The organism is Anaerococcus sp. HMSC068A02, from assembly GCF_001811125.1.
GTDB classification, from domain to species: domain Bacteria; phylum Bacillota; class Clostridia; order Tissierellales; family Peptoniphilaceae; genus Anaerococcus; species Anaerococcus vaginalis_C.
This window is the reverse complement of record NZ_KV803765.1, coordinates 1-25,196: the sequence shown is the minus strand read 5'-3', so window position 1 is coordinate 25,196 and position 25,196 is coordinate 1. Positions and strand designations below refer to the sequence as shown.

General features: G+C 34.1%; 33 protein-coding genes and 1 pseudogene. 3 read left to right on the top strand and 31 right to left on the bottom strand.

Annotation, left to right across the window (positions count from 1 at the left end; all coding sequences use genetic code 11):
• Nucleotide 1: 1 nt before the first annotated feature.
• Genes HMPREF2782_RS06465 through HMPREF2782_RS06455 form a run of 3 tightly spaced genes read right to left on the bottom strand, consistent with a single transcriptional unit; the run spans nucleotide 2 to nucleotide 3,109 of the window.
• Nucleotides 2-1,192 (bottom strand): phage major capsid protein, encoded by a 1,191-nt coding sequence (locus tag HMPREF2782_RS06465; RefSeq protein WP_070641710.1) that lies wholly within the window; start codon nucleotides 1,190-1,192, stop codon nucleotides 2-4.
• A gap of 2 nt (nucleotides 1,193-1,194) precedes the next feature.
• Nucleotides 1,195-1,881 carry a head maturation protease, ClpP-related gene (locus HMPREF2782_RS06460; RefSeq protein WP_049690773.1) on the bottom strand — a complete coding sequence of 229 codons (687 nt, stop codon included), beginning with the start codon at nucleotides 1,879-1,881 and terminating at the stop codon, nucleotides 1,195-1,197.
• The gene (locus HMPREF2782_RS06455) at nucleotides 1,868-3,109 is read right to left on the bottom strand and encodes a phage portal protein (protein WP_395852571.1); all 1,242 of its coding nucleotides are present in this window, start codon (nucleotides 3,107-3,109) and stop codon (nucleotides 1,868-1,870) included. The genes HMPREF2782_RS06460 and HMPREF2782_RS06455 overlap by 14 nt, the downstream gene beginning before the upstream one ends.
• Nucleotides 3,110-3,176: 67 nt before the next feature.
• On the opposite strand from HMPREF2782_RS06455, the gene HMPREF2782_RS06450 reads away from it, so the two are divergent.
• Nucleotides 3,177-3,848 (top strand): DUF3800 domain-containing protein, encoded by a 672-nt coding sequence (locus HMPREF2782_RS06450; RefSeq protein ID WP_070641709.1) that lies wholly within the window; start codon nucleotides 3,177-3,179, stop codon nucleotides 3,846-3,848.
• Nucleotides 3,849-4,068: 220 nt separating this feature from the next.
• On the opposite strand, the gene HMPREF2782_RS06445 is transcribed toward HMPREF2782_RS06450, so the two are convergent.
• The 9 genes from HMPREF2782_RS06445 to HMPREF2782_RS06405 form a co-directional block, all read right to left on the bottom strand.
• Complete coding sequence (locus tag HMPREF2782_RS06445; RefSeq protein WP_070641708.1) at nucleotides 4,069-5,658, bottom strand: terminase large subunit; 1,590 nt, start codon at nucleotides 5,656-5,658, stop codon at nucleotides 4,069-4,071.
• Nucleotides 5,659-5,754: 96 nt separating this feature from the next.
• Nucleotides 5,755-6,042, bottom strand: a complete 288-nt coding sequence (locus tag HMPREF2782_RS06440) for a transcriptional regulator (RefSeq protein WP_070641707.1) — start codon at nucleotides 6,040-6,042, stop codon at nucleotides 5,755-5,757.
• A 97-nt stretch (nucleotides 6,043-6,139) separates the two neighbouring features.
• The gene (locus HMPREF2782_RS06435) at nucleotides 6,140-6,445 is read right to left on the bottom strand and encodes a hypothetical protein (RefSeq protein ID WP_070641706.1); all 306 of its coding nucleotides are present in this window, start codon (nucleotides 6,443-6,445) and stop codon (nucleotides 6,140-6,142) included.
• Between the two features lie 88 nt (nucleotides 6,446-6,533).
• Entirely contained in the window at nucleotides 6,534-6,758 is a 225-nt protein-coding gene (locus tag HMPREF2782_RS06430) for a DUF4314 domain-containing protein (RefSeq protein WP_070641705.1), read from the bottom strand.
• 43 nt (nucleotides 6,759-6,801) lie between these two features.
• Complete coding sequence (locus HMPREF2782_RS06425) at nucleotides 6,802-8,052, bottom strand: site-specific DNA-methyltransferase (protein ID WP_070641704.1); 1,251 nt, start codon at nucleotides 8,050-8,052, stop codon at nucleotides 6,802-6,804.
• The gene (locus HMPREF2782_RS06420) at nucleotides 8,052-8,834 is read right to left on the bottom strand and encodes an S-adenosylmethionine synthetase N-terminal domain-containing protein (protein WP_070641703.1); all 783 of its coding nucleotides are present in this window, start codon (nucleotides 8,832-8,834) and stop codon (nucleotides 8,052-8,054) included. The genes HMPREF2782_RS06425 and HMPREF2782_RS06420 overlap by 1 nt, the downstream gene beginning before the upstream one ends.
• A 5-nt stretch (nucleotides 8,835-8,839) precedes the next feature.
• The gene (locus tag HMPREF2782_RS06415) at nucleotides 8,840-9,412 is read right to left on the bottom strand and encodes a P27 family phage terminase small subunit (RefSeq protein ID WP_222563141.1); all 573 of its coding nucleotides are present in this window, start codon (nucleotides 9,410-9,412) and stop codon (nucleotides 8,840-8,842) included.
• A 114-nt stretch (nucleotides 9,413-9,526) separates the two neighbouring features.
• A complete protein-coding gene (locus HMPREF2782_RS06410) occupies nucleotides 9,527-10,051 on the bottom strand; it encodes an HNH endonuclease (protein WP_070641701.1) in 525 nt (174 codons plus the stop codon).
• Complete coding sequence (locus HMPREF2782_RS06405; RefSeq protein ID WP_070641700.1) at nucleotides 10,038-10,400, bottom strand: HNH endonuclease; 363 nt, start codon at nucleotides 10,398-10,400, stop codon at nucleotides 10,038-10,040. The genes HMPREF2782_RS06410 and HMPREF2782_RS06405 overlap by 14 nt, the downstream gene beginning before the upstream one ends.
• Before the next feature lie 189 nt (nucleotides 10,401-10,589).
• Here HMPREF2782_RS06405 and HMPREF2782_RS06400 point away from each other — a divergent pair, with 189 nt between their 5' ends.
• On the top strand, nucleotides 10,590-10,847 hold the full coding sequence (locus HMPREF2782_RS06400) for an AbrB/MazE/SpoVT family DNA-binding domain-containing protein (RefSeq protein ID WP_004835121.1): 258 nt from the start codon (nucleotides 10,590-10,592) through the stop codon (nucleotides 10,845-10,847).
• Nucleotides 10,847-11,113, top strand: coding sequence for a type II toxin-antitoxin system RelE/ParE family toxin (locus tag HMPREF2782_RS06395; protein ID WP_002834890.1), 267 nt, complete (start codon nucleotides 10,847-10,849; stop codon nucleotides 11,111-11,113). The genes HMPREF2782_RS06400 and HMPREF2782_RS06395 overlap by 1 nt, the downstream gene beginning before the upstream one ends.
• Before the next feature lie 76 nt (nucleotides 11,114-11,189).
• Here HMPREF2782_RS06395 and HMPREF2782_RS06390 read toward each other — a convergent pair whose 3' ends face one another.
• The 19 genes and pseudogenes from HMPREF2782_RS06390 to HMPREF2782_RS06310 all read right to left on the bottom strand — a co-directional run.
• A complete protein-coding gene (locus HMPREF2782_RS06390) occupies nucleotides 11,190-11,591 on the bottom strand; it encodes a DUF1492 domain-containing protein (protein ID WP_009430836.1) in 402 nt (133 codons plus the stop codon).
• A gap of 93 nt (nucleotides 11,592-11,684) precedes the next feature.
• A complete protein-coding gene (locus HMPREF2782_RS06385) occupies nucleotides 11,685-13,031 on the bottom strand; it encodes a DEAD/DEAH box helicase (protein ID WP_070641699.1) in 1,347 nt (448 codons plus the stop codon).
• Nucleotides 13,032-13,313, bottom strand: a complete 282-nt coding sequence (locus HMPREF2782_RS06380) for a VRR-NUC domain-containing protein (RefSeq protein WP_070641698.1) — start codon at nucleotides 13,311-13,313, stop codon at nucleotides 13,032-13,034.
• Nucleotides 13,271-13,528: a sterile alpha motif-like domain-containing protein gene (locus tag HMPREF2782_RS06375; protein ID WP_070641697.1), complete on the bottom strand. Its 258-nt coding sequence runs from the start codon at nucleotides 13,526-13,528 to the stop codon at nucleotides 13,271-13,273. The genes HMPREF2782_RS06380 and HMPREF2782_RS06375 overlap by 43 nt, the downstream gene beginning before the upstream one ends.
• Before the next feature lie 263 nt (nucleotides 13,529-13,791).
• Nucleotides 13,792-15,963: a phage/plasmid primase, P4 family gene (locus tag HMPREF2782_RS06370; protein WP_261668731.1), complete on the bottom strand. Its 2,172-nt coding sequence runs from the start codon at nucleotides 15,961-15,963 to the stop codon at nucleotides 13,792-13,794.
• A gap of 30 nt (nucleotides 15,964-15,993) precedes the next feature.
• Nucleotides 15,994-16,380: a DUF7768 domain-containing protein gene (locus HMPREF2782_RS06365; RefSeq protein ID WP_070641695.1), complete on the bottom strand. Its 387-nt coding sequence runs from the start codon at nucleotides 16,378-16,380 to the stop codon at nucleotides 15,994-15,996.
• Nucleotides 16,373-16,573, bottom strand: a complete 201-nt coding sequence (locus HMPREF2782_RS06360) for a hypothetical protein (RefSeq protein WP_070641694.1) — start codon at nucleotides 16,571-16,573, stop codon at nucleotides 16,373-16,375. Before HMPREF2782_RS06360 ends, HMPREF2782_RS06365 begins: the two co-directional genes overlap by 8 nt.
• A gap of 13 nt (nucleotides 16,574-16,586) precedes the next feature.
• On the bottom strand, nucleotides 16,587-19,445 hold the full coding sequence (locus tag HMPREF2782_RS06355) for a DNA polymerase (protein ID WP_070641693.1): 2,859 nt from the start codon (nucleotides 19,443-19,445) through the stop codon (nucleotides 16,587-16,589).
• Nucleotides 19,442-19,639 (bottom strand): hypothetical protein, encoded by a 198-nt coding sequence (locus tag HMPREF2782_RS06350; protein ID WP_070641692.1) that lies wholly within the window; start codon nucleotides 19,637-19,639, stop codon nucleotides 19,442-19,444. The genes HMPREF2782_RS06355 and HMPREF2782_RS06350 overlap by 4 nt, the downstream gene beginning before the upstream one ends.
• Nucleotides 19,640-19,650: 11 nt before the next feature.
• Nucleotides 19,651-20,196 (bottom strand): DUF2815 family protein, encoded by a 546-nt coding sequence (locus HMPREF2782_RS06345; protein WP_070641691.1) that lies wholly within the window; start codon nucleotides 20,194-20,196, stop codon nucleotides 19,651-19,653.
• Nucleotides 20,186-20,683 (bottom strand): HNH endonuclease, encoded by a 498-nt coding sequence (locus HMPREF2782_RS06340; protein ID WP_070611445.1) that lies wholly within the window; start codon nucleotides 20,681-20,683, stop codon nucleotides 20,186-20,188. The genes HMPREF2782_RS06345 and HMPREF2782_RS06340 overlap by 11 nt, the downstream gene beginning before the upstream one ends.
• Nucleotides 20,680-21,798 (bottom strand): DUF2800 domain-containing protein, encoded by a 1,119-nt coding sequence (locus HMPREF2782_RS06335; RefSeq protein WP_070641690.1) that lies wholly within the window; start codon nucleotides 21,796-21,798, stop codon nucleotides 20,680-20,682. Before HMPREF2782_RS06335 ends, HMPREF2782_RS06340 begins: the two co-directional genes overlap by 4 nt.
• Nucleotides 21,798-22,076: a hypothetical protein gene (locus HMPREF2782_RS06330; protein WP_186821661.1), complete on the bottom strand. Its 279-nt coding sequence runs from the start codon at nucleotides 22,074-22,076 to the stop codon at nucleotides 21,798-21,800. The genes HMPREF2782_RS06335 and HMPREF2782_RS06330 overlap by 1 nt, the downstream gene beginning before the upstream one ends.
• Nucleotides 22,039-22,203 (bottom strand): hypothetical protein, encoded by a 165-nt coding sequence (locus HMPREF2782_RS09515; protein WP_186821660.1) that lies wholly within the window; start codon nucleotides 22,201-22,203, stop codon nucleotides 22,039-22,041. The genes HMPREF2782_RS06330 and HMPREF2782_RS09515 overlap by 38 nt, the downstream gene beginning before the upstream one ends.
• A 194-nt stretch (nucleotides 22,204-22,397) precedes the next feature.
• A complete protein-coding gene (locus HMPREF2782_RS06325) occupies nucleotides 22,398-22,916 on the bottom strand; it encodes a sigma-70 family RNA polymerase sigma factor (protein ID WP_070641688.1) in 519 nt (172 codons plus the stop codon).
• A 336-nt stretch (nucleotides 22,917-23,252) separates the two neighbouring features.
• Nucleotides 23,253-23,417, bottom strand: coding sequence for a hypothetical protein (locus tag HMPREF2782_RS09510; RefSeq protein ID WP_002834910.1), 165 nt, complete (start codon nucleotides 23,415-23,417; stop codon nucleotides 23,253-23,255).
• Between the two features lie 72 nt (nucleotides 23,418-23,489).
• The gene (locus HMPREF2782_RS06320; RefSeq protein WP_070641687.1) at nucleotides 23,490-24,275 is read right to left on the bottom strand and encodes an ImmA/IrrE family metallo-endopeptidase; all 786 of its coding nucleotides are present in this window, start codon (nucleotides 24,273-24,275) and stop codon (nucleotides 23,490-23,492) included.
• Nucleotides 24,276-24,277: 2 nt separating this feature from the next.
• On the bottom strand, nucleotides 24,278-24,649 hold the full coding sequence (locus HMPREF2782_RS06315) for a helix-turn-helix domain-containing protein (protein WP_034440562.1): 372 nt from the start codon (nucleotides 24,647-24,649) through the stop codon (nucleotides 24,278-24,280).
• 250 nt (nucleotides 24,650-24,899) lie between these two features.
• Nucleotides 24,900-25,196: pseudogene (locus tag HMPREF2782_RS06310) on the bottom strand (recombinase family protein); the annotation flags it as partial.

Sequence of the window (25,196 nt, the reverse complement as noted above, 5' to 3'; positions counted from 1 at the left end):
CCTAGGCAGTAGCACCGATTTTTAAAAGTTTAACTGCTTCTCTTAATACAAGGATTCCATCAACTCTTTCTTTACCTAAGAAACCAACCATGCCATTTCCAGCAAATAGTTCCTTTAAGTCTTGGAAAGACCTATTTCCTCTATCTCCAATCTTGTAATATGAAAAATCGCCAAAGGCTACTGCCAATTTTCCTTTTTCAGCTTTTGGAGCAAAGGCTGATGTATATGCAGGATATCCTAAAAGTCTATCTGGTTCTCCATCCTTAAGTGATGGTTGCCAAATATATGCACCATTAACATCTTTAAGTTTTCTAATTTGAGCAACTGTTGCATCATTTAAAATGAAGGCTGCTTTCTTTCTATATGGTCTATCTAGGGAGTAAACTAAATCAATTAGTTCATCTGCAGTAATTGTTTGAGCCTTTGTTGTCACACCAAGTTCTCCACCTTTTTTAGAATCAAAAATTCCCGTAGGCTTATTTACTCCATCTCCATTTAGGAAGGCATCCTCTTCAGCATTTGCTAGTGCTCTAGTAAATTCTTCAGTGATGTATTTTTCTAAATTAAAGGCTGCATCATAGAGAAGTTCTTCAGTAACTTTAATTCCAACGTGGAGTTTGTGTGCATCAAGAGATACTTGATCGAATGTGCCATCTCCAAAGGTAAGTTGGCCACCTTCTTCTACCCATAGGGCTGCTGGTTTAGTAGCTGCAATATTAATTTTATGGAGTCCTGAAGTTTGAACTTTTGTAGCTAATTTTCTTACAATATTTTCATCTTCAAGACCATTTACAATATCTACTTCCATTTCTTCTGGAACTAAATATCCACCACTTTCATCTGTACCTACTTTTAATTCATTTGAAATATCTCTAAAGTTAGTTCTTAATGCTTTCATCATAGATTTCTTATAGACATTTCTTGCCCTCATTGGCTTTTCTTCTTCATTAAAAGTAGCAGGTTCATTTGTTAGTGCTTGAGTAGTAGGTTTTTCTAAGGATTTATCCATTTCTTCTTCCCTCTTCTTTCTTTCAATTTCACGAGTATAATTCTCGATAGTTCTTTCCATCTCTTCATATGTCTTAAAGTCTTCATCAGACATTAGACCCTTTTCATCTTTCTTAGATTCAGCAAATGCCTTTGCCTCATCCCAAGCCTTAGTTCTCTTTTCTAAAAGTTCTTTTAAATTCATAATTACCTCCAAGTGTTTTTAATTTTGTTTAATCTTTCTTCTACCTCACTCATTGAGTGAGTCTTTACTTCTTTATTTATCTTTGTTAAAAGTGAGTTTGTAACTGCTCGTCTTGAAAAAACCATATTAGTGACTTTTTCATCTTTTCTTTTGTCAGTGAGAGTTCCATCACAAAAACCCATCTCAATAGCCTTGTTCTTATCAAACCAAGTCTCTCCATCCATTAGATTAGAAATTTCTTCTCTTGATAAACCTGTCTTAATCTCATAAGCATTGATGATTGATTCCTTGACTTCCTTTAACATATCTATGGCTTTTTGCATTTCTTTTGAGTCACCAATGGCTACAGTTAAGGGGTTGTGAATCATCATTAGTGAGGTAGGACTCATCAATACTTCAGTTCCTGCCATAGCAATGACTGATGCTGCTGATGCTGCAAGCCCGTCAATCTTAATAGTCACATTTCCCTTGTGCTCTAAAAGCATGGTGTAAATTCTTGATGCAGCTATACAATCTCCACCAGGAGAGTTGATCCACACAGTTATGTCTCCACTTTTATTTTTTAATTCTTCAAAAAAGAGCCTTGGAGTGATTTCATCATCAAACCAAGACTCTTCTGCAATAACTCCATCTATATAGAGTTCATTTGAATCCTTATTCCAATTCCAAAATATTTTATTGTTCTTCATTAGGATTTATTTCTTCTCCTTTCTGCTGATAGAAACTACCTGCTTTATCAAGTGGTAGCATATTTCCATTTACAAGGTATAAGTCACCACCTTCTTCAGCTGATATCCTATCTAGGTTTTCTAATTCTCTTATGTCATTTGCACTCATCCAGCCATTTTGTCTTCCTACAGCATATCCATTCATCCTTGATTCATAGTCTCCCCTCAGAAGTCCATCAAGATTAAATTTAATAAAGTAGGATTCTTTTTCTTTCTTTGTTAATAGTGCTCTTTCTAAGGATTGCTCCCAACGAACGATCCAAGGGTCAAGGGTGTATTTAACAAATTCAAGTGACTGCTGTTCTATATTTGAAAATGATGATTTCTCCAAGTCGCCAATCATGTGAGGTGGTATTCTGAATATCCTTGCTATCTCATTTAACTGAAACTTTCTTGTTTCCAAAAACTGGGCTTCACTTGGTGCTATGGCTATGGGTTGATACTTCATCCCCTCTTCAAGTACAGCCACTTTGTTGGCGTTCTTAGGCCCTTGAAAGGCTGCGTTCCATGACTCCCTGACTCTTTCTGGGTCTTTGATAATACCTGGATGCTCTAAAACTCCACCTGGTTGTGCTCCATTTTGGAAGAATGACGCTCCGTAATCTTCACAAGCCATAGCCATTCCAATTGCGTTTTTAGCCATGGTGATTGGCGAGTATCCTATGAGTCCATCAAAACCAAGTCCTGGTATATGAAGAACATCTTCTTTTAAGAGATAAACTTCTTCTGATTTATGATTGTATTTATAGAAGATTTCTCCATCTTCACTTCTCATTACAGTCATCTTATTTGGCATTAGTGGATAGAGACCAATAACCTCATTTCTTCCATTACGAATTATCTGAGCATAGGCATTACCCCAAAGTAATAGATGGGTCATTAATGTTTCTCTAAATACAAAGGAAGTCATTTCAGTATTTGGCTCATCGTGTAAAAGAAAATATATGGCATGGTCTTTTGCTTTTTCCTTTGAGTTTGAATCCCCTCTTTTATATAGATGAAGAGGAAGTCCTGCTAAGGTTTCAGCAAGAACTCTCACACATGAATAAACTGCCGTCATTTGCATAGCAGTAAATTCGTTGACATTCCTTCCTGCTGTTGTTCTCCCAAATAAAAAAGACGATGAAGATATCCTCTCCCCGTCTTTAGGTTTGTCTCTCGACTTGAATATTAAATTTAAAATGTTTATATTACCACCTCCTAAAATTTTAATCATTTGTGATATAATGTTAATATATTTACTGGAAGGACAAACTATGAACATATATATCGACGAATCAGGAACAATTAATAATCAACTTAAAAATGAATACTTCATTATCACGTTAATTATTCCAGATAATTCTAATACTTTAAAAAGATCCTATAAACGTTTTGTAGCATCTAATCTTGAAGAGCTTAAAAGAATAGACAATAGGCAAAAAATGTTTTTAAATGGATCATTTCATGAGTTAAAAGGTTCTGCTTTTGATAGACCCATGAAACAAAAATTTATAAACTTCTTTGCCAGAAAAAGCAACTTCAGTCTTTTCTATTTAAAAGTTGACAATTCAAGACTCAAAGATACTTTTTGTTCAAATACATCTAGGGTTTTCAATTACCTATTAAAAATATCACTGGACTACTTCATAAGAAATAATTACATACCAAGTGAGAATCATCTTTTACAACTTGATGAAAGAAATGAAAGAACCGAATCGAGATTCTTTCTTGAGGACTATTTAAACACTGAACTTTGCATAACTGGGATTAATCAAGGAAATTTTGCGGTTTCATATTTTGACTCTGCCAATAACTCAAATATTCAAATCGCTGATGTTTTCTCAAATATCTTGTATTCTCATCTTAAAACAGGTAATTACGCCGATGAGTTTAAAACTTTAAGAGACAATGGTATCTTAAAATATATTTTTGAATTTCCCCTATAAAACTTGACTTTTTTCTATTTTTAAAGTATCATGATTATACCAACAGTAAGTCTTATTCAAGTGCCATTATCTAGGTAAGCGATATGTGTTATCGTCACTCATAAGCAATTGGTATACATATTCTAGCCACCTATATGGTGGCTTTTTTCGTGCATTTTTACTTAACTCTAAATCTCGCTACTTTTCTAAATTTGGCTATGATAAATCAAAAATAGAGAGATTAAAAAACAATCAATCCCCTATCATCATAAACAGATTCACTTGTATCATTACCACACCTTATCGCCCTATCAAGAGCCATAATTGTAGCAATTACTCCATCTATCTTTTCTGTAGATTTTTCCTTATCTGCCTTGATGTTTCCAGCAGGGTCAGTTCGTATAAAAATATTATCCATCATCCACCTTAGAACTGGATGACCCCCATGGGCTATTTTTCTTTCAAGGGTTAGTTTCATTAATTCTTTTGTTGGTGGAGACATATCTTTAAATCCTTGACCAAAAGGAACAACTGTAAAACCCATGCCTTCTAAGTTTTGAACCATCTGAACTGCTCCCCATCTATCAAATGCAATTTCTCGGATATTGTATATCTCACCTAAGTTCTCTATAAATTTTTCTATAAATCCATAGTGAACTACATTTCCTTCTGTTGTCATAATATAACCTTGTTTTTTCCATAGGTCATAGTTTACATGGTCTCTTTTTACTCTTAGGTCGAGGTTATCTTCTGGTAACCAAAAATAGGGTAATATTTGATATTTATCATCTTCATCTATTGGAGGAAAGACTAAAACAAAAGCTGTAATATCCGTTGTGCTTGATAGGTCAAGACCTCCATAACAAACTCTGCCTTTTAGTTCTTCTTCATTAACAGCAAAATTACATAAGTCCCATTTTTCCATAGGCATCCACCTAATTGATTGTTTGACCCATTGATTAAGTCTTAGTTGTCTAAAAGCATTCTCTTCAGTTGGATTTTGCTTAGCTGATTCACAGGCTTGTCTTACTTTTTCAATTGGAACTGTAATTCCAAGAGACGGATTTGCCTTATGCCATACTTTTTCATCTGTCCAATCGTCTTCTCTATCTGCTCCATAAATCACAGGATAGAAAGTTGGATCAGTTTTTCTTCCTTCAAGTATGTCGACTGCCTTTTGATGTGTTTCGTAGCAGATTGATTTTGTATCTGTTCCTGCAGTTGTTATAAGAAAATATAGGGGTTGGGTTCTTGCATCACCAGACCCTTTTGTCATAACATCAAATAACTTTCTATTAGGCTGAGTATGAAGTTCGTCAAAGACTACACCATGGATATTAAATCCGTGTTTAGAATAAGCCTCTGCAGATAAAACTTGATAGAAAGAATTGGTAGGCTTATATATCATCCTCTTTTGAGATGCCAAAATCTTTACTCTTTTAGATAAGGCTGGGCTCATCCTTACCATATCAGCTGCAACATCAAAGACGATAGTTGCTTGCTGTCTATCAGCAGCACAACCATAAACTTCTGCTCTTTCTTCTCCATCACCACAAGTAAGGAGAAGTGCTACAGCAGCTGCAAGTTCAGATTTTCCCATCTTCTTTGGTATTTCAATATAGGCTGTATTAAATTGTCGATACCCTGTATCTTTCACAATTCCAAATAAGTCTCTTATGATTTCTTCCTGCCAGTCAATAAGCTTGAAGTCTTTACCTGCCCATCTACCTTTTGTATGCTTCAGGCATTCTATAAAAGTGACAGCATAGTCTGCTTTGTTTTTATCATAGTGAGATGTAGGTAACATAAATTTAGTTGGTTTATATTTCATTTGACCTCCTTCCTTTTAAAATAGGCATAAAAAATACTAGCCATTAGCTAGTTCACTACGAGAAAAAGAGCCTAAACTCTATTTGGAATTTTATTTTTATCTTTTTCTTGCTATTTTTAATTCTTTGTAAGCTTTCTTAAGTTCTCTATCTAGTGTTTCTGATTCTGCAAAAAGTTGAAATTCTTCATTTGTTAAATTTCCTTTTGATACCTCCCAAAGTTCTTCATGAACTTGGTCTGCACATTTCTTTGCTGTTCCTGCTATGTCTAAAAGGTTAATGGCTGCTCCAGTCTTGCCTTCTTTTGATTTTTTTATTGAGTTTTTTGCGTATCTTTTGCAAGCTTTAACTTCTGTCTCTAATCTTTCTAAAAGCTCTTTTTTCATGGTTTTACTCTCCTTTGCTTTTGTTATATGCATATTCCCGTATAGGAGAGTATTAGTCAAGTTTTTATGCCTATAAATCGGTTATTTTTCAATCTTTTTAAAGATTATCTATAAAGTCATCAAACCATTTCGCTCCAATCTCAAGTCTTATAATTGGAAGTCTTCCTAACTTGATGTACTTTAAACTTACTATCCTTAAGTCTTCAGGAAGGTCGCTTTCGTAAAATTCGTTAATTGTTTTTCCCATTGTGATATAAATTGTGTCATCTTCAAGGTAGTCTTTTAAATAATCTTGGAAAGCTAAGTCTCCATTTTCTCCTTCATAAAGTCCAAGCATTGTAATTGCTGAAGAGTCGATTAACTCATTTAAGTCTTCCTGTGTTTTAATATATTTGTATGCCATATTTTTTCTCCTTATCTTTTTTTGTATGTACATATAACCGTACAACCAAAAATAAGTCAAGTTAATTAGAGGATATAACGGCTATATTTCAACCTTTACTCGATATCTTTTCTATTCTATCAACCCTGAAAACTACATTTAATGTTGAACCATTATCCCATTTTACTAGGATTGATCCAATAGCATCCACTCCATAAACTGTACCTAAGGTTCCAACTGGAGGTGCCTCGTCATCTTCCATTTTGATTAGTTTTACTCTTGTACCTACTGGATACGTCTCTTTTAATTTTTGTATAATTTCCCTTGAAATCATCTAATCACCTCACATACATATATCACTCAAATACTGATTTATATCAAGTCAGATTAATAACATCTTCATACTTATACTCTTTTCCATCCCTTAATAAGTTTATTTCTTCATCACTCCTCACTAAATTCAAATATCTTTTAACTGCTACATCAACAAATTTTGGCTCTATCTCTATTCCATAGCAGATTCGATTAAGTTCTTCACAGGCAATCAGAGTCGATGCACTTCCTAAAAATCCGTCAAGGACTAAGCCATTCGTTTGTGTAGATTGTTTAATTAGGTAGGCAATGAGAGGTACTGGTTTTGATGATGGATGACCACATCCTTCTTTTTCTGAATCTTTAATTCCATCAAATTCAAAGACTGCTGTTTGCTTTTGATCTCCATACCAGTTATGTTTTCCATCTTTTCTCCAACCAAAGATAATAGGCTCCATATTAAATTTCCAATCTGTTCTCATGAAAGGAGCTCTTGGTTTTTTCCAAATAAGCCCTGCACCAACTTTAAAGCCTGCATCTTCAAAAGCATCATAGAAAACTCTAGCTTTCATAGTTGCATAGAATTCATAAATTGATGCATCCTTAGCCATTGCGTCTTTAAAGTTTGTAAAAACCTTCATCAAAAATTCATAGGCTTCCTTATCATTAAGATTGTCATTTTTAATTGTTCCCGATTTATTTTTCAAATCTACAAAATATGGTGCATCGGTACATACTAAATTGACCTTTGTATCATTTAGCAGCTTTTCAAAAGTATCCCACTGAGTAGAATCACCACAGATAACTTTATGTCTTCCTAGTGTCCATATATCTCCTTCTTTAGAAAAAGTTGGTTTATTTAGTTCTCCCTCAATATCAAAGTCATCTTCTTTTGCTTCACTACCTAAATCAAAAAGCTGACCCAGTTCTTCTTCCGAAAAACCTGTCAGCTCTACGTTAAATCCATATTCTTCTAATGATTCTAGTTCGATTTTTAGTAATTCTTCATCCCAACCAGCATCAAGACTTAGCTTATTATCAGCAAGTACATATGCTTTTCTTTGTGCCTCTGTAAGATAATTTTCTAATATGCAAGGTACTTTTTTAAGTCCAAGTTTCTTAGCTGCAAGAAGTCTGCAATGCCCAGCTGTGATTACATTGTCATCTGAAATTAGGATTGGGTTTAAAAATCCAAATTCTTTTATTGATGCAGCTACCTTATTTATTTGTTCGTCAGTATGCGTTCTAGCATTATTAATATATGGGATGAGTTCATCTACATTTTTTAATTCATATTGTAATAGTCCTTCTTTCATTAGATGAGCCCCCACTTTGCAAATTCCTCAAAACCACCAATAGATTTTACATAGTCTTTGGCAATTTCTACTATTTCTTCATAGGCTTTACCATCAACAGTTTCATCTCCAATTGCACAGGATAATTCAATCTCTCTATTTTCCTCTTGTGCCTTTAGGTGGGCATAAATATTAATCGATACATCAGCCTTGGATAGGTCTTTACCATGAAGACCTCCGCCAGTTACTGCTCGTCCCATATCAGAACCGAGTTTTCTATTAGTCGCTCCAGTATCAACATTAAATCCTCCAGTCCAATCTCCCAATGGATTTACTATTGCTCTTGGATAAATTGATTTTAAAATTTCTGTAGATACATTTGACTGGCAGATGATGAGTTTATCTCCATCAAGAATGTATTTACCATCGTAAGGATAATTAGAATAGATTTCACGAGCAATTAAAGATAGTTCCTTTTCTTCTTCAGATGTAGGCACTCCCTTAAAGATTCCATTGTCTCCACATCTTATCTTATCTTTCTGATTATTTGATAGGTGGATATCCTGTTCTTCAATTTTAATATCTGCTATGACATCTCCTGCGATTCTCTTAATTGCTACTTCAATTTCTTTTTTATTTAGATTGCAGTCCGTTTCTATAATCACATGACAATTCCCATGTCCAAGTAAAACTTCAACTGCTATTTTAGGATTGTCCTTTTCTTTATATGCTAAATCTACAATTGCACCAGCGATGCAATCCGCTATTTTATCTGGATGCTTTGGATTTACTTTTTCAAACAATATAATTACCTCCTATGCCTTAGTAATTTCTCCATCATATCTTCTCCGTAGTCTTCATAAACTTCAGTGCAGTTTTCTTTTACAATGTCATAAATCTCGTACCATAAAAGATTTGCCGTCTTTTGAAACTGACTAGACATCTGTACAAATGGAGATGCAATAACCCCTCCCGTAGTAGGATGCTTTCCTAAAAGTCCAAATTGACTTATTGCCTCTTCACATTGAATGTATCTTGCAAATGCCTGAGAGTATGATTCTAATAATCTTGGATTTACTAAGTTTTCACAGTTCCTCTGTTTTAACCAACTCCAAGTCTCTTTATATATTTCATCAGCACCGAGTGGTATTCCATTCTTTTGCTTTGCAGATAGATAGTCACTAGGTGTTGGCATATCTGTTCCATCAAGAATTGCTCCGTCTGGTAAGTCAACTGCATCTATTTCTTCTGGAGTGAATGTTGGAATATCATTCATTAATATTTCTACTTTTTTACCTTTTTCTATTTTTTCAGCAGCAGGCTGTGGTTTCCCTCCTGCTTTTACTCTTCTTCCACCTCTGTATGTTCCGTCTTTAGCGATAGTATCACCTCCTATTTTATTATTTTTTTTAATAGGGCCTTTGAACCCGTTTTTTTTGTGCGTGAGAGGGCGGCACCGTTGGTAGGGAAATCAATCGTAGAGATTTGACATCCCCTAGGTCTCTACACAAATAGTTTTCTTCCATGTTTTTCCTCGCACTATATCTGATACATGCTTCTGACTTATATCAAACCAAGTTGCTAATTCTTTTTGCTTATATCCAAACTTATATAGCCAACGAATTTGAAAAACTTGTTTTAACTTAAGTTTAGAACCATTAGCATTTTCTCCGTGTCTTAAGAAAGCTGCTGTACCATGTTTAATTGAGTCCAGCATGTTTTCTTTCTGAGTTCCCCATTTTAAATTTACTAATCTATTATCTAAACAGTTACCATTCAAATGTCTACATACATAGTTGTCAGGTCTATATCCTCTAAACGCTTGAAGCACTAACTTGTGGACTGGCTCTTTGTGTATTTTTACTGGAGAATTGGTATCTCTTACAGTTACATGTAAATAGTCCTTATGAATTCTTTGACTTATAACTATTTCTTTGCCACTTCTTACCGAGTAAATATTCCCAAGAACATCTGCATAATAACCTGGATAAGAAGGTATTGGTTTCTTAATTATTTTCATTCCATCTATCTCCACGCTCAGCATGAATCTTTGAGTGACAAGATTTACAAAGACTCATAAGATTGTCTTCGTCATTAGTTCCACCACGAGAAAGAGGAAGTATATGATGTACTTCCTCTACCTTTGTCATTCTATTTTCTTTTAAACACATCTCACAAAGTGGATGCTCTGCTACATATCTTTTTCTAATAATTCTCCACGCTTTTCCATAACGCTTATGAGTGTTAGGATCTCGTTTATATTTTTCATAGTTTTTGTTGTATTCTTTCTCATGTTCTTTACAGAATCGTCCTTCAACTAATTCAGGACAACCTGGATGAGAACATGGTCTCTTAGGTTTTCTTGGCACTTTATCACTCCATAAAGAAAGCCCTGAAGATTTTATCTCCAAGGCTCGTTTTATTATTCTTTTGCTATTCTAACTATACTACAACTACTTACTCTCATTCTATCAACTTTACTCTCCACTTGACTTTTTTCTCAGAAGAAAATATAATTTAGTTAGAAAGTATGAATTTCTAACTAAGGAGGTTTTGTTATGTTGGTTGAACTAAAAGCTAAATCACAAGTTACTATCCCAAAAGACATAGTAAACTCTATGGAATTAAACCAAGGTGATCAATTTGAAGTCATAGAAGATAACGGAAAAATTGTACTTGTTCCAGTAGCAATCTATCCAGAACACGTCATAAAAAATTTAAAAGCTGAAGTAAAAGAAATTAAAGAATCTATAAAAAATGGAGAAAGGCCAATCTTTGATTCCATTGACTCTCTATTTGAGGAGTTAGATAAGTAATGTCTTATAAAATTACTTATTCGAAAGCCTTTAAAAAGCATTACAAAAAACTATCTGATACTGAAAAGAAGCAAACGAAAAAGAAACTTAAATTTTTCGTAGAAAATCCTACCCATCCATCTTTAAGAACTAAGAAAATACAAGGTACGGATGGAATATGGGAGTCTTCCGTTAACATGGATATTCGCATTATTTGGTTCTATGAAAATAATGAATTGATATTTCTTTTAGATATTGGACACCATGATATCTTGGACAAGTTTTAAATTTAATACTATAATAAAAACACGAATTGAAAACGAAAGTTTTGCGGGTGATGCATTTAAGCGTCACCCGATTTTTTTATATCTCTATATTTTTCAAAGCATTACTATGAAGTCTAAAGATATGCTGAATTGAGTAATTCATCTCAACTGCTATCTTCTCCCAAGATTCAAAACAAAGATATCTTTTTTCTAAAACTACCTGAAGTTCTTTATCTTCAATCTTTTTTATTGTTCTTACGATTTCTTTCTTTAAATCCACCAACTTATCTATATCCCTATTTATTTCTTCTTGAAGGTCTATGATCTTTACGATAGTATCTTCAAGTTTTGATGATCCTCTATTAGGACTCTTAGGCATATCTGATAAGGTGGATGTAGCTTTTGTTGCTAGAGCGTTGAGTGATTCAACTTGCTCCAGCTTTGAGTTTATTCTCTTGTCTAAATAAAAAGCTTGTTTTAAATATTCTTTTGCATTCATTTCTTACCTCCATACGTTTTTGAGGTAAGTTCTCCATAGAACTCCTGCTCGTATATTAAGCTTATCAAATGTTCTTAGTGACATTCTATGACATCAACTCTCCAGATTTGCTTTCACTGCATCAATAAGTGCAGCTTGTGTTTTGTTCTTATTTTCTAATGCTTTCATCACGTCTTCATCTATAGTTCCTTTTGCTAAGATATGATGAATCACAACCGTTTCTTTCTGACCCTGCCTATAAAGTCTGGCATTGGTTTGTTCATAAAGTTCCAAGGACCAAGTAAGAGAAAACCAAATAAGTGTTGAACCTCCAGCTTGTAGGTTAAGTCCATGACCAGCAGATGCAGGATGAATAATAGCCACTGGAATCTTACCTTTATTCCATTCTTTAAAGTCCTTACTTGTCTTAAGTTCTCTTACATCAAACCTATCTTTTATTCTTTTTAAATCTGACTTATACCAATAAGCTATTAAAACAGGTTTACCATTTGCACCTTCTATTAAATCTTCCAAGGCATCAAGCTTTCTATCATGAATATGGATCATATTTTTATCTTCATCATAAACAGAACCTGAAGCCATTTGCAGTAACTTATTAGAAAGTGCAGCAGCATTAACTGCATCTATATCTTTATCCTTAATACTAACAACCAAGTCTTTTTTTAAGGTCTCATAGATATCTCTTTCTTTATCTGATAGATTTACAAAGACTTCATTGTTTATCTTCTCTGGCATTTTTAGGTAATCTTCAGCTTTCATAGAAACTGTTATATCTGATATCTTTTCATAGATTGCATCTTCAGCAAAAGGCAGTGGTTTATAGGAATAGATGATTGGTCCATTTCTCTTATCTGGTTTGAAGTAGATTTCCCTGTACTGACCAATAAATCTTCCAAGTCTTTGACCCATATCAAGCAGTCTAAACTCAGCCCATAAATCCATTAGGCCGTTAGATGATGGAGTTCCAGTAAGACCAACTATTCTTTTTACCCTTGGTCTAACTTTCATCAAAGCTTTAAACCTCTTTGACCTATGAGACTTAAAAGAGGATAGTTCATCAATTACAATCATATCGTAGTTAAAGGACAGTTCGCTCTTATTTATTAGCCAGTATACATTTTCCCTATTGATTAAATAAATATCTGCTTGTTCTTCTAATGCTTTTATTCTTTCTTTTTCACTACCTATGACCACTGAATATTTTAAGATATCAAGGTGAGACCATTTTTCTATTTCCTCCTTCCATGTATCTCTAGCAACTCTTAGTGGCGCTATTATTAAGACTTTAGAAATTTCAAAAGAATCAAAGAGTAAGTCTTTTATAGCTGTTAGGCTTATAACAGTCTTACCGAGACCCATGTCCAGTAGAATTGCTGATTCTTTATTTTCTTTTATAAATTCAGTAGCATAATTTTGATATTTATGTGGAGTATATTCCAATTAGTCACCTCCGATTCTCTTTATTATTTCATCAATGTTTTCTTTGGAGTCAAGAACATAAACCTTAAAACCTAAATCTTTAAATTGCCTTATTCTCTTTTTCTGAATTGGTCTTGGTTCTCCTCCAGGTCTTTTTGTTTCAACAAATCCGATTTTACCTTTAGGTAGAAGTATTATCCTGTCTGGTATTCCCGTCATTGATGGAGATGTAAATTTAAGACAAAGACCCTTATTCTCTTTTACTCTTTTAACAAGGGCAGATTCAATCTCTTTCTCTCGCAATTTTCATACTCCTTCCACGCTTCTTCAAAAGTCATCATACAATCATAACAAGCACCCTGGCTTTCTAAATAATTTTTAATCAGTCTTTTCCAGCCCTTAAATTTCCCCGTTTTATTTTTAGGAAAGTCTCTATCTTCCATCATATCTCTTGCTAAATCTCCTCTTGGAGACATTTCATTTAAGTGATTTTTCATCATGTAGTTATAGAAATTCATAAATCCTCCATTTTTTAAGTGTTGTATAGTGTAGCTTTTTATAAACCTTTTACACGAGAGAATAAAAATAATATATAAAAGAAAGTAGGCTATAACTATTCACACCATACAAAATGCGTATATTAAGCCATTTCAGTGTTAAGTCAAGTGTAAATAGTCATGTCTTTTTTGTAGTTTAGTGTATGCACTTTTCATTAATTAAGAAAAACTTTTTTCTATACAATCATCTTTATTTAGCCTATAAATGCTACACTAAGATGCATTTATAAAAAGTCGTCTTCCGACTCCATTAAATCATTGATGGTTATACCGCCCCATTCAATTCCCCTATTTGTCCTTTTCTTTTCATAACCTTCTGCTATAAGGGCTCGTGAAAAATCTCTATTGTTCCTAATGTATTCTCCATTTGAACCAGCCCACTCACGATAAACTTGATATAACCTTGCACTCATCTCTTTATAATTTGTTCCTTTTATGCATTTATCTGAAATAAAATGGTTTATCCAGTCATTTTCTTCTTTATATGATCTTTTAGCATCATCTACAACATTACACTTTGGATATTTAAAGCCTGCATCTATATATTCTTTTGCTCCTTCAATCATCCACTGTAGAATTGCCCCACCTGCATTTTCTAGAAGCTTATCTATATAGTCTGTCTTAGGATTTTTAATGGCGACAGAAAATGGAGCCACCACAATTCTTCTCCAGGTTCCTCGATCATTAGAGCCCACCTTTGGTAGATGATTTGTATAAAGAATAGTAGAATGTGTTGGCGTAAATGAAAAGGGTGCATAGTATTTTCTTTCTGCTGAAATATCATCAACACTTGCTATCTGCTTTAACATAGAACTTGACAGTCTTTGACCCTCTTCTGTTTCAGAGGCTAGAATAAATCTCTTACCACATAACTCTGCAAGATCAACCTTCACATTCTTCGCTCTTGTTGTTAAAGACTCAGCTGGAATTTTACCTGCATAGTCTCCAAGAACGTGAGCCTCTGAATTAAAGACTGTAGACTTCCCATTTCCTCCATCTCCGTAAGCTATAAGGAGTGCTTCTTCATAAACATGACCTATTAATGTAGATCCTGCATGGAACTTTAAGAAATTAATAAACTCATCATCTCCACCAGTTACATCCCTTAAAGTATCTATCCACATATCCATATTATCCTTACTTGGAGCTAGGGCAGTAATCTTCGTACAATAGTAAGACGGGTCATGCTCTTTTATTTCACTTGTTTTTAAATCAATAACTCCAACAGGTGTATTTAAAATAAAAGCATCTGAATCTAGTTTTTCATTTTTAACTTCTAACAAAGACTTAGCTAGTTTTAATATTCCAGATACTTTTCCATGGTCGTTCATTTTTTTAGCAAAATTGAGATAGGCTTTTGCAGTATTTACTTTTAACTTTGCTTGTGCTTTTTCTTCCTTACTTCCCATCATTTCAGCATCTGCTAATTCTTGATAGACCTCTTTAAATTCAATACTTGCATTTTCTAGAACTTTTTTGGCAGTCTCCATATAAAGACTCATTACTTTTAGTTCAGAATCTTCCCACTTCTTGCCCGTCCAATAAAGCCAGCCTTGAGATATAGTGTAGATAGCTTTATCTTTGTTGTGCTTAGTAAAGATTTCAGCCATTGCTATATCTGTAAGTTTCTCTGGCTTATATTCCTCATATCTCTCATTGTATTCTTCAGGTGGTATATAATCTTCACTTGCTGCTACTTTTTTATAGAACCTACAAGCAGACCTCCATATTTGTTCCAGTTCATTATCTGGGAGTGGTGGTGAACAAAGACTAGCTTTTTTATCGAATAATTCTCTCGCCTCATCTGTATTTCCATATCGAATTAAAACCCTACCAGCAAAATGGTTCATAGTTGAATTTCTAGAGCCTTGCTGAATCAAGTCTTGAGAGTTATCAAAATCCTCAAAGTTATCTTTTAGGATTTCTATCACATATTTTCTTCCCCTAACTATTTCAACGGCAGGATTCTTAACTCCAAAGAAAAATCTAGCTCCATCTAAGGCATTGCCATCAAAGAAAGTATAGGTCTCCGCTAACCTTTCTTTGATTCCTACATATTCAGCTAAATTTGTAATCTTAGGAATTGGGAAATATATGTGCATCCTTGGTCTTGCAGCTTTTCCATTTTTTTCTTTTCTATGGTTTCTGCTGTAAACTATGGCAAATTTAACTCCGTCAAATATTCTCTTTAAATCGTTAGTTGAAATCCAATCATCTGGATTTTCTGAATGGTCGTTGTCTATATCCATGGGAACACATTCTGACTCTATGAAATTATCATTGGACCTGTAGGAATTTTTATACTTAGCCATTACATGATCAAAACTTGCAGCTTTCTCAAATGACCTAACATCTACTGCATTAACCTCATTTGGATAAACACAGTTTGACTCCACTCCTATTAAATTTGAGGTGTATATTTTCAATTAGACTACCTCCTTTATATAGCGAATCTTCATTTTTCTCTTCTCAGCAATCTTTATTTCTTCAGCCATTCCAGGACTTATCTTGTCACCAAAGACCCATACTTCTTCACATTTTCCAAGAAGGACATAATTAAAATGCATGGCAAGTCTTCTCTCCTTTTCATCATTCATAAACTGAGGAAATAAAAGATGTGGTGCTATAGGAATATTTCCTTTATCTAAGGCATATCGAGAATACTTCTGTGCCTTGATTACATTATTTTCAACATCTCCAGAAAATGGACTGCAGATATATACCAAAGGATAGTACTTCTTCTCTGCATTTTTAATTGCTTGATAAGGAGTGGGATCCTTGCACCCACTCCTGTTGTATAGTTCCTTATTCATAAATATCACTCATTGTTTCACTACAAGTATTACAGAAAACTTGAGTAGAAAATAAATCGCCATCTTCCAATACTTCGACTAAATCGACTTGAACTTCTTTTCCACACTTTGGACAGGTGCAAAAGACATTCTCATCATTTATTTCAATGCTTATTTCCATAGAATCATTGATTTTTTCTTTCACATAAAACATGAATATACCTCCATTAATCTTTCTTATAAAATTCGCTTTCAAATCCATCTGCATCTAAGATAAGTCCATCCGCCCATTCTGGAACAACGGACATAATTTGATTTACTTCCTCAATACTAGATGAGTCACTTTCTATTACAACTTCATCATGGATATGCATGACGATATTAAATCCTTCATTTTCAATTCTCATCATAGCCTCTGCTAAAATATCTCTGGCTATTGCTTGAACAATATTTTCTACAAATTTACCGCCGTAAGATTCTATCTTGTCCCATTTATTTCCTACTACGATTCCCTCATAGACTATTGACTCTCCACCAAATCGATTCATCCCTATTTTTGCTTTTGGATAAGCAAGTCTTCTTTTTGAGGGTAGTTGTATAAAAAGAAGGCCTTTTTCATAGCTAATAACTAGGCTCTTATATTTTTCTTTAGTCCTAGTCTTTACAACTCTTTTTACAACTGAATCTATGTCCCACCAAAGACTTACTATATTAGGATTTGCCTCTCGCCAAGAATCGACTATTGATTGAAGTTCATCTTCAGATAAACCCATCTCAATACCACCCATTGCTTTTAGAGCACCTAAGGCCCCTTGATAACCGCAGGCTAAAGTAGCAATCTTTCCTTTTTGTCTTAGATGTCCATTTACTCCATGCTTTTCAACTGGCACTCCAAACATCCTTGATGCTGTTCTACAATAGATATCTTCTCCATTTTCAAAAGCGTCCAGTACCCATTGTTCTCCTGCAAGCCATGCAAGGACACGGGCCTCTATTGCTGAAAAGTCTGAAATAATAAACCTGGTGCCTTCTCTTGGTATAAAGGCTGTCCTTATTAATTGAGATAAAACATCAGACGGGGATTCATAGAGGATTTCCATAGTTTCGTAATCTCTATTTTTTACAAGACTCCTAGCTAGTTCTAAATCTTTTAGATTGTTTCTCCTCAAATTTTGTACCTGGATAAGACGTCCTGAATTTCCTGTAACCCATACTCTTCCATTTCTCCTCACTAAAAAGAAACCTGTTGGAGTCATAGCACAGTAGACCATTCCCGTATAGTCTATTTTCTTTGCTTTTCTTTGTATTTGATGTGCGTTTTTAGGTCTTAACCAAATGTCTAATATATATGCATCTTGCCAATTGTTATGAACTTGCGATCTTTTCTTTATACTCATTTGACATGCTCTACCACTTAGATGAGCAAAGGCCTGTATTATATCTGCATTTTTCCTATTTACTGTAGAATACTGAATGCTGTTTTTAGCACTTTGATATCCGTCCCAATGAACAAGTTCATCAAAGAACACGTCTGCACTTTCATCAAATAGCCATGTGTCAAATGTTTTGTTTTCAAACATTCTAAGCCACAAAGGTAGGTGTCTAGAGTAGATAGTAAAAACATATCTTTTCTTTGACTTATCCATGTATTCTTTCAAATTAAAGCAAATTTCTGCTTTTCTCAAAAGACTTTTACATCTTTCAACTTTTCTAAGTTTTGAAAAAGAAAGTTTTATATTTCCTTCTGCAGTATAATGTCCATCCGCTTGAATCATAATAAGAACTCTAAGCTGAATATGATCTAAATTTGACTGAACTTGTCTATATCCAGTAAATGGAATAGCTGGATGTGCATAATTTAGCATCTCGGATATTTCTCCAACTCTCCACTCACTCTTATAATGATTTTTAAAATACATCTTGTGTTCAGTTGTGCTTATTTGAGATATTCTTTTATCTTCATAGAAAACCATTTGTCCACTGAATGGAAACTTAACCATTTCAGACTTTTGAAAAGATATTTTTTCTCCTATGGTATTCCAACAAGCAATGTTCCCTCCATTCCATTTATCAAGTCTAACCCAGCCTTTATCAGTTAAAACTTCGTGATCTCCAGTTAAACAATATCTTCCTGTACGATTTGCCCCATAAAATTGAAGGAGCCCTCTCACACGTTTGTCTTTTCCTTTTACATTTTTCATAGCATCATATTTTCTAACTGAAGACTTAGATAGTTCTTGTCTAAGTTCCAAAACTTCTTTAATATGACCTTCAGCATTTTTAATAGCAGACTCTACATCTTTTTTAGCTAAGGAATCTATCTCTAAGCCTTTTTTATTAAGCCATTCTTTTAGCTGTAAGGGAGAGTTTGGATTCTCAAGACCAGTTAGTTCTATGGCTCTGTCCATATTTTCTTCTCGTAATATTTCATCAAATTTAATAGCTGAATCAACTAAAACTTCATCAATCAAAATCCCTCTATCATTGATGTTCTGGTCTATCCAGTAGTTTTCCCATTCTGATTGAGGCATAGGAAAATATGATAGTTTTTTCTTTATTGCCATTTCTGTTTCCACATCTCTTTGGTTATATTCCTTAAAGGTAGACCACTTTTCTAAGTCGTGATGTGGTAGATTTCTTGTCCTCATACCATTGGTCTTAGTTGGTTTGCAAGGAATAGAAAAGTATCTAATAAGGGCCTTGCCTTCATTCATCTTTTGCTTATTTAGTTTCAAAACCTCTCCAACTTTTTCAAGCGATAGAGGTAGACCAAGATAGGCTGACCAAATCATGGTGCAATACCAACCTTGAGGTTTTAGCCTCTTACCTAAAAACCTAGATAGACACACCCTTTCAAAGTTTGCATTAAAAGCCCACTTTTCTATACTTTCATCACTAAGTGCTGATAATATTTCTTCAGGAACAATCTCTCCACTTGCCAAATCTATGACCTTAACTTCTTCATCATCAATAGAATAGGCAAAGAGGAGGATTTCAAAATCCTCACTCTCGGCATACTTGTATACACCACTTTTGCCTAAATCAACTGAAGAATAGGTCTCAAGATCTATTGATATTTTCTTCATTTATATTTAATTTCGTCCAATGATTGGATGCATTTATCAACAGTTCTTTGCATTTCATCCAATTGTTTCTCTATATCTCTATAAATTTCCCTGATTCTCTTTTGTGTTTCATTAATTTGAGCCTGAACATAGCCTAACTTATACCAGTAGTAAGACCATAATCCCATCAAAATAGCTAAAATTGTTTCTTTCATATAAAATCCTCCTATGCTAAGAAATCTTCGTCATCATCGTCCATAGCATCGAAGTCATCTGCTGCATTAGACCTATTTCCTAGAGGTTGACCATCTCTTAGTTTTTGAATATTCCCTAGCCCAACCGCTACGCCCTTATTGCCATTTACATTGTAGGCATAGAAGTTAAGGGATACTCTTGCATAAACTCCTGAGTAGACTTCACTTCTATCAAGAATTGGTTCTACGTTTCTATCCACAATTTGAGGTGCTGTCATAGAGTTGGCATTTAAGAAGTATGCATCTGCATAAGCCTCATCATCTTTTTCTGTGTCACCATCCCTTAATGGAAGTTTAATAGATTTCTTATTCGGCTTCTTTCCATTAAATTTAGAAAGTCCTTCATCAATAGCGGCATCTACTGCTTTTTCAATTTTTTCGATTGTCTTTTGATCGCTCTTTGGGATAATAACGGATACTGAGTATCTTTCTTTACCACCATTGATTGACTTTGGTTCCCATCCGTTAAAATATGATAATCTAACTTCACCTGTAATTACTTTTGTTTTATTTTGCATAATTTTCCTCCTGAATTATATTTAATTTTGCAAATCTACCATGATACTTTTTTGCCGCTTCGTTGTACGCCATTGCAGCGTCTACTTCTTTATCAAAACTGCCTAAATAAATATGCTTTTCATTTATTCTGATGCACGCTTGCCAACATCTATCTCTAATATGAAAAGTAACTCCCTTATATCTAGAGTGAGATTTCATGTTAAACTTTTTTCTATTAAAAGAATTTTCTTGTCTAGTTGCTAGCCTCAAATTAGATCGTCTATTATCTAATCTATTCAGATTTATATGATCTACTTCCATATTCTCTGGAGCATTTAGAATTTGCCTATGCATTCTAATATGGCGAGATTTATTCTCTGGATTGTGTCTACAGGCATATAACTGACCTGGATGACCGCTGGCAAACCACTTATATTTTGATAGTTCTTTGTAATCTTCATCGTCAACTAATGCATAAAGTCCTTTTGTAAGTGGTATTTTTTTCATTCCTTAACCACTCCAAATTCTTCTTTAACATTGTCAATTTTTACTTCCTCTCGTTTGTCATCAATGCTAACTAGGGTTAACTTTCCTTTTGGTTTTTCTAATAAGTCGCTGATATTTTCATCAAAGACTTTTTTACCTAGTAACTTAGTCATAGCTGTGATGCCAAGTAACTTTTCTTCAAAGGGATTAAATCCCAGTTCTTTTACTTTTTTTACAACTTTATCTTCATCTCGGTATTTCCTATTAGACCTACCTTCGACAAGTTTTAGGTTCTTCCATCTATGACCCTTCATTGCTCTTTCTAAAGCGTAAACCTTGATATCTTTGGCCCATTGTTCCAGTTCGTCTAATCTTGGTAGAATCTCTTCAATTTCATCATCAGATAGTTCTGGTGGCAGGGTAAATTCTTCTTGTGCTAGTTTCAGGTTTTCTTCCGCTCTTTTTCTACACTTATTCTTAGCTTTGCAGAAGATACACCATTCTCCACAAGAGAATTCTCCCTCGCCTTTGTAAGCTTTATCTGCAATTTCTCGTATGGTTTCTCCCCACTCATAAAGTTCTATCTTCTTGATTTCATAAGTTGAGATATTGCATCTTCTTGGTTGATAGATGTGAAGTATTACATTTTCGATATCATAAATTCCATCAAGGAGACTTAATGCACCAAGTCCATATAACATGAGTTGAGTATTTTCTCTAGCGTCTACCAAAACACCTTGGCCATACTTTAAGTCAATTATATGAAGGTCTTCTCCTCCAACAACTGCACAGTCAGCTGTACCAAAGGACTCTTTAACATATTCCGATAGGTCAAGTTTTTCTTCCACAAAGACGGCTGGGCTTTCGTATCTACTTACTACTTCTGTCACATATGAAGCATATCCCTCAGTTAGCTCATCCATTTCCTCATCATAAAAATCTAAATCCTCTGTTGGGTCTTTAGTATCTAAACCTAATAACTTCTTTATTTTATATTCTGCTAAGGCATGAGCTGAAGTACCTTCAAGTGCATAAGGACTAATCTCATCTTCATATTTTTGAGAAAGCCTAACGCTTGGTGGACAGTGAATCCAACGGGAACTACTTGAGGCAGACAATATTGCGTGAGCACTCATTAGAGTTTCTCCACATCTGCTACCAAGCTTTTATAGTTACTTGGTTCAATCTCAGATAACTTTTTAGCCCCATACTTTTCTAAGAGTTCTCTTATCTTAGCTGTATGGCCTAATCTTGATTTGTCGGCTAGTATCTTTCTAACATCTTCAATCTCATAAGTCTTTTCTTCTTGTTTTACCTTTTCTTCCTTTTTAGGAACTTCCTCATCACTTTCTAAAGCTGTGAGAAGGACACCTATACTAGATGCAAGATTCTCTGCATCTTCTTTGATTTCCATTAATAGCTTTATTCTTGACACTTTTTTCTCCTTTCTCTGGTTGCATTAATTCCATAGCTATCTTCTTGGCAACAATTGAGATGGCTATTAAACTTTCTGCCATCTGTTCGTTTTTTACTAAGTCCACTTTGTTCCTCCTTTCATATTCCTTGGGACATTCATTAAATTTTTGAGTAAGATTTCTCCTCTCATACTCCTTAGGACATTTGCCTTCATTTTGAGTAAGTTGTATATTCTCTTACTTCTTAGGACATCCTGTTTGTATTTAAGTAAGACTTCTTCCCTCATATTCCTTAGGACATCTAGTAAGTTTTTGAGTAATTATTTTTTCCAAGGTCTCAATTTTTCTTGAATCTTTGGTAAATGCTTATTTTTGATGTTATTAACTGTTTTTTGGGATATTCCTACTACTTCTGCGACTTCTCTTTCTTTCATTTCGTAGAGAAAAAGTAGTTTTAGAACTTTTTTATCTCTTTCAGAAAATTCACTAATGATTTCTAAGAATGCTTCTTCTAGAAGTTTGTACGTTACTATGTCCTCAGTATTTTTAACGCTAGTTACTTCAAAGTCGTATTCCTCTTCAGCAACATCAAGGGATAAGGGAAGACCATATTCTTTTGTTTCGACAAAGCCTGTTTCTAAACTTCCTGCTTGGACATAGTTTCCATTTTTCTCAGTCGCTGTTTTAATTCTGTCTTTATCTTGTAGTTCTTCTAAATTCTTGTAGGCTCTTTGTATTCTCTTTTTTTCTCTCCAGATTGGTTTCATATATTCTTTGTAGACTTCTTCACTAACTTCGATTTCTTTGCCATTTATTTCTAAATATCTTTTCTTTGCCATCTTTTGCCTCCTTGCAAAATCTCTAGATCCGCAAGAAGGCCATCCGTAAAAACAAAAAAAGACGGCAATAGAAAACCATGGTTTGGTTTTCCGACTGCCGTCTAGCGTTCTTGCGGATATCTCTTTTACTTATTTAAAATTTTAATTTCGCCTTTAACTACATAGGCTATGGTTGTACTTTTACCTCGCCTGATAGTTAGCTTTTTCTTGTCTTCGCTAATATCACAGACTCTTTTTCCTTCTTTGTTTCTTATTTCTATAGGATCACCTCCTTAATATAAAAATAGCCAGATGAGTTTCCTTTTGAATACTCATCCGGCTATTTGATAGTTACATTTACTTCTTTGCTCGGTATGGTTTTTTCTTATTTTTGTTTGATATTTCCAGTGTTGAAATTTTCCCACAGTGTGGACATTTTGCTGCTATCTCTATTTTCTCTAAAGGAATTCTTGATACATCAAAAAATCTCTTTTTACAGACTGGACATGCCATTTGTTCCATAATACCTCCTTATCTTTCCTTGTTAGCTTCTTTGCTAATTTCTTTCTTAAAAAAATATAGCTAAGCTATATTTTAAAAACTAAATTCGTTATATAGTTCTTTTGTTAATTCAAAGTCATTAGGTGCATAGCCTAATACTTTTAATCGAACTAATGCTGCTGTTTTTGATACTTGGAATTGCTCTGATACTTTCATGATGAAATCAAATAGATAAGTTTCATCCTTAATGTGCTTATCATAACCTAGATAGTATAAATACTTTCTAATCGCTTTTTTATTCATCAAAAGACAAGAAGCAAATGTATTCGCCTGCCATTCTATTGTATCCATAAATCCCCAGCGTTTATTTTTCTTCTTATTAACATCGCCAGTTCGACAAGCTAGTGACGCAGGCTTTTCTTCTTCATTAAAAAAAGTTAGTTGGTTTGGATCTCTATAGAATACACACGGATGAATTACACCATGTCCACATTCATGAGCTAGGGTAAATCTTCTAAATCCTTTATCTCTTGGATTGTCTAATTGCTTATCTATTAGAATAGTATTGGCTCTATCTGTAAGGTATTCTAGTTCCCATTGTCCAGTTTCAACATTTGGCATTAGACTTTTCATTGTTCGTATTACTTGGTCATCATTAAAGACCATCATTCCTGCATAGCATCCGTTATGAGATAAGTAGGCATACTCAACATTAAACCCTAAATCAAATTCTGCCAGTCCCTCAATATCTACCGCTTCAAAATTTTCAATTGCAGAAGGACAATATTTATTGAGAATTTGCTCGGTCAGTGATTCAATTTGATCTAAAGTGATAAATGGAGCACATGTACTTGATTTGTTGAAGTTATATTGATACATGCCTACCTCTCTTTTTCAATTTCTTCAATGAATTTTATCCACTCTTCTTCTTTAACATCTAAGTCTCTAGCCTTTCTCAAAGCTACGCTTAAGCCTTTAGTCTTTAAAATATACTCTGGCAAATCAGGTGCCACCGTATTTCTTTGCTTTCCAGCTAAATCCATCATAATGGATGATTCTTCTTCATCCAAGTTTAATATTTTAGCAATTTGGTTCAACCTCTCTAAGTCAAAAGAATCTCTTTTTCCTTTCTCTACATCGCTTAGATACGGTGAAGAGATATTAAGCCTGTCCGCCATATCCTTTAAGGTGATTCTTAAATCCTTTCTCTTCTGAGAAATAAAATCCCCAAAAGTCAGTTCGTGATTGTTCATGATTACCTCCTATTACTTTATTAGCTAATCTGCTAACTTGTTTATATTTTACAACTTATTAATTGATGTGTCAAGTCCTAATATCTATTCTGTTCACTCTCCCTATAAATATCTATCCTGTCTACACACCCCTACGATTTTTACTATTGATATGTTCCCACGAGGTGTTTTTCTAATAGAAAAATGGCTTTAAGGTTTCTTTCAACAATCCTAAAAGCCATTGATACCAACAGTCTTGTAACATCTTATCCTATTCTCTTGACATCAATACTACACTCTCGACATTATCTTTATTGTCCAAACCAAAGTCAATCTCATTATCTATAAGCGGAAGCTTGAAAACAACCGATTTTATCCAAGTGTCCTTTTCTGTTTTTTCGTCATAAATTTGAATTTCTTCTATCATTTCGTTAAGTAATCTCTTCTTGTCGATATCTGAAAGAACTGTATAAAGGCTATTAAAATTTACAAGAATCTTATAAATATTATCCGAGGTTATTTTTTCTTCAAGAATTGCCTCTTTCCTTTTTCTGCTATCATTTAACTG

What these genes read in the sequence shown, in the direction of transcription:
- HMPREF2782_RS09510 (WP_002834910.1), bottom strand. Translation starts at nt 23,417, where the DNA reads ATGGAACAAATGGCATGTCCAGTCTGTAAAAAGAGATTTTTTGATGTA.
- HMPREF2782_RS06390 (WP_009430836.1), bottom strand. Translation starts at nt 11,591, where the DNA reads ATGAATGCAAAAGAATATTTAAAACAAGCTTTTTATTTAGACAAGAGA.
- HMPREF2782_RS06340 (WP_070611445.1), bottom strand. Translation starts at nt 20,683, where the DNA reads ATGAAAAAAATACCACTTACAAAAGGACTTTATGCATTAGTTGACGAT.
- HMPREF2782_RS06450 (WP_070641709.1), top strand. Translation starts at nt 3,177, where the DNA reads ATGAACATATATATCGACGAATCAGGAACAATTAATAATCAACTTAAA.
- HMPREF2782_RS06355 (WP_070641693.1), bottom strand. Translation starts at nt 19,445, where the DNA reads ATGAAGAAAATATCAATAGATCTTGAGACCTATTCTTCAGTTGATTTA.
- HMPREF2782_RS06335 (WP_070641690.1), bottom strand. Translation starts at nt 21,798, where the DNA reads ATGAGTGCTCACGCAATATTGTCTGCCTCAAGTAGTTCCCGTTGGATT.
- HMPREF2782_RS06430 (WP_070641705.1), bottom strand. Translation starts at nt 6,758, where the DNA reads ATGATTTCAAGGGAAATTATACAAAAATTAAAAGAGACGTATCCAGTA.
- HMPREF2782_RS06465 (WP_070641710.1), bottom strand. Translation starts at nt 1,192, where the DNA reads ATGAATTTAAAAGAACTTTTAGAAAAGAGAACTAAGGCTTGGGATGAG.
- HMPREF2782_RS06325 (WP_070641688.1), bottom strand. Translation starts at nt 22,916, where the DNA reads ATGGCAAAGAAAAGATATTTAGAAATAAATGGCAAAGAAATCGAAGTT.
- HMPREF2782_RS06375 (WP_070641697.1), bottom strand. Translation starts at nt 13,528, where the DNA reads ATGAATTTCTATAACTACATGATGAAAAATCACTTAAATGAAATGTCT.
- HMPREF2782_RS06440 (WP_070641707.1), bottom strand. Translation starts at nt 6,042, where the DNA reads ATGAAAAAAGAGCTTTTAGAAAGATTAGAGACAGAAGTTAAAGCTTGC.
- HMPREF2782_RS06445 (WP_070641708.1), bottom strand. Translation starts at nt 5,658, where the DNA reads ATGAAATATAAACCAACTAAATTTATGTTACCTACATCTCACTATGAT.
- HMPREF2782_RS06320 (WP_070641687.1), bottom strand. Translation starts at nt 24,275, where the DNA reads ATGTATCAATATAACTTCAACAAATCAAGTACATGTGCTCCATTTATC.
- HMPREF2782_RS06435 (WP_070641706.1), bottom strand. Translation starts at nt 6,445, where the DNA reads ATGGCATACAAATATATTAAAACACAGGAAGACTTAAATGAGTTAATC.
- HMPREF2782_RS06315 (WP_034440562.1), bottom strand. Translation starts at nt 24,649, where the DNA reads ATGAACAATCACGAACTGACTTTTGGGGATTTTATTTCTCAGAAGAGA.
- HMPREF2782_RS06395 (WP_002834890.1), top strand. Translation starts at nt 10,847, where the DNA reads ATGTCTTATAAAATTACTTATTCGAAAGCCTTTAAAAAGCATTACAAA.
- HMPREF2782_RS06460 (WP_049690773.1), bottom strand. Translation starts at nt 1,881, where the DNA reads ATGAAGAACAATAAAATATTTTGGAATTGGAATAAGGATTCAAATGAA.
- HMPREF2782_RS06425 (WP_070641704.1), bottom strand. Translation starts at nt 8,052, where the DNA reads ATGAAAGAAGGACTATTACAATATGAATTAAAAAATGTAGATGAACTC.
- HMPREF2782_RS06330 (WP_186821661.1), bottom strand. Translation starts at nt 22,076, where the DNA reads ATGGAAATCAAAGAAGATGCAGAGAATCTTGCATCTAGTATAGGTGTC.
- HMPREF2782_RS06345 (WP_070641691.1), bottom strand. Translation starts at nt 20,196, where the DNA reads ATGCAAAATAAAACAAAAGTAATTACAGGTGAAGTTAGATTATCATAT.
- HMPREF2782_RS06350 (WP_070641692.1), bottom strand. Translation starts at nt 19,639, where the DNA reads ATGAAAGAAACAATTTTAGCTATTTTGATGGGATTATGGTCTTACTAC.
- HMPREF2782_RS06365 (WP_070641695.1), bottom strand. Translation starts at nt 16,380, where the DNA reads ATGAATAAGGAACTATACAACAGGAGTGGGTGCAAGGATCCCACTCCT.
- HMPREF2782_RS06410 (WP_070641701.1), bottom strand. Translation starts at nt 10,051, where the DNA reads ATGAAAATAATTAAGAAACCAATACCTTCTTATCCAGGTTATTATGCA.
- HMPREF2782_RS06400 (WP_004835121.1), top strand. Translation starts at nt 10,590, where the DNA reads ATGTTGGTTGAACTAAAAGCTAAATCACAAGTTACTATCCCAAAAGAC.
- HMPREF2782_RS06360 (WP_070641694.1), bottom strand. Translation starts at nt 16,573, where the DNA reads ATGTTTTATGTGAAAGAAAAAATCAATGATTCTATGGAAATAAGCATT.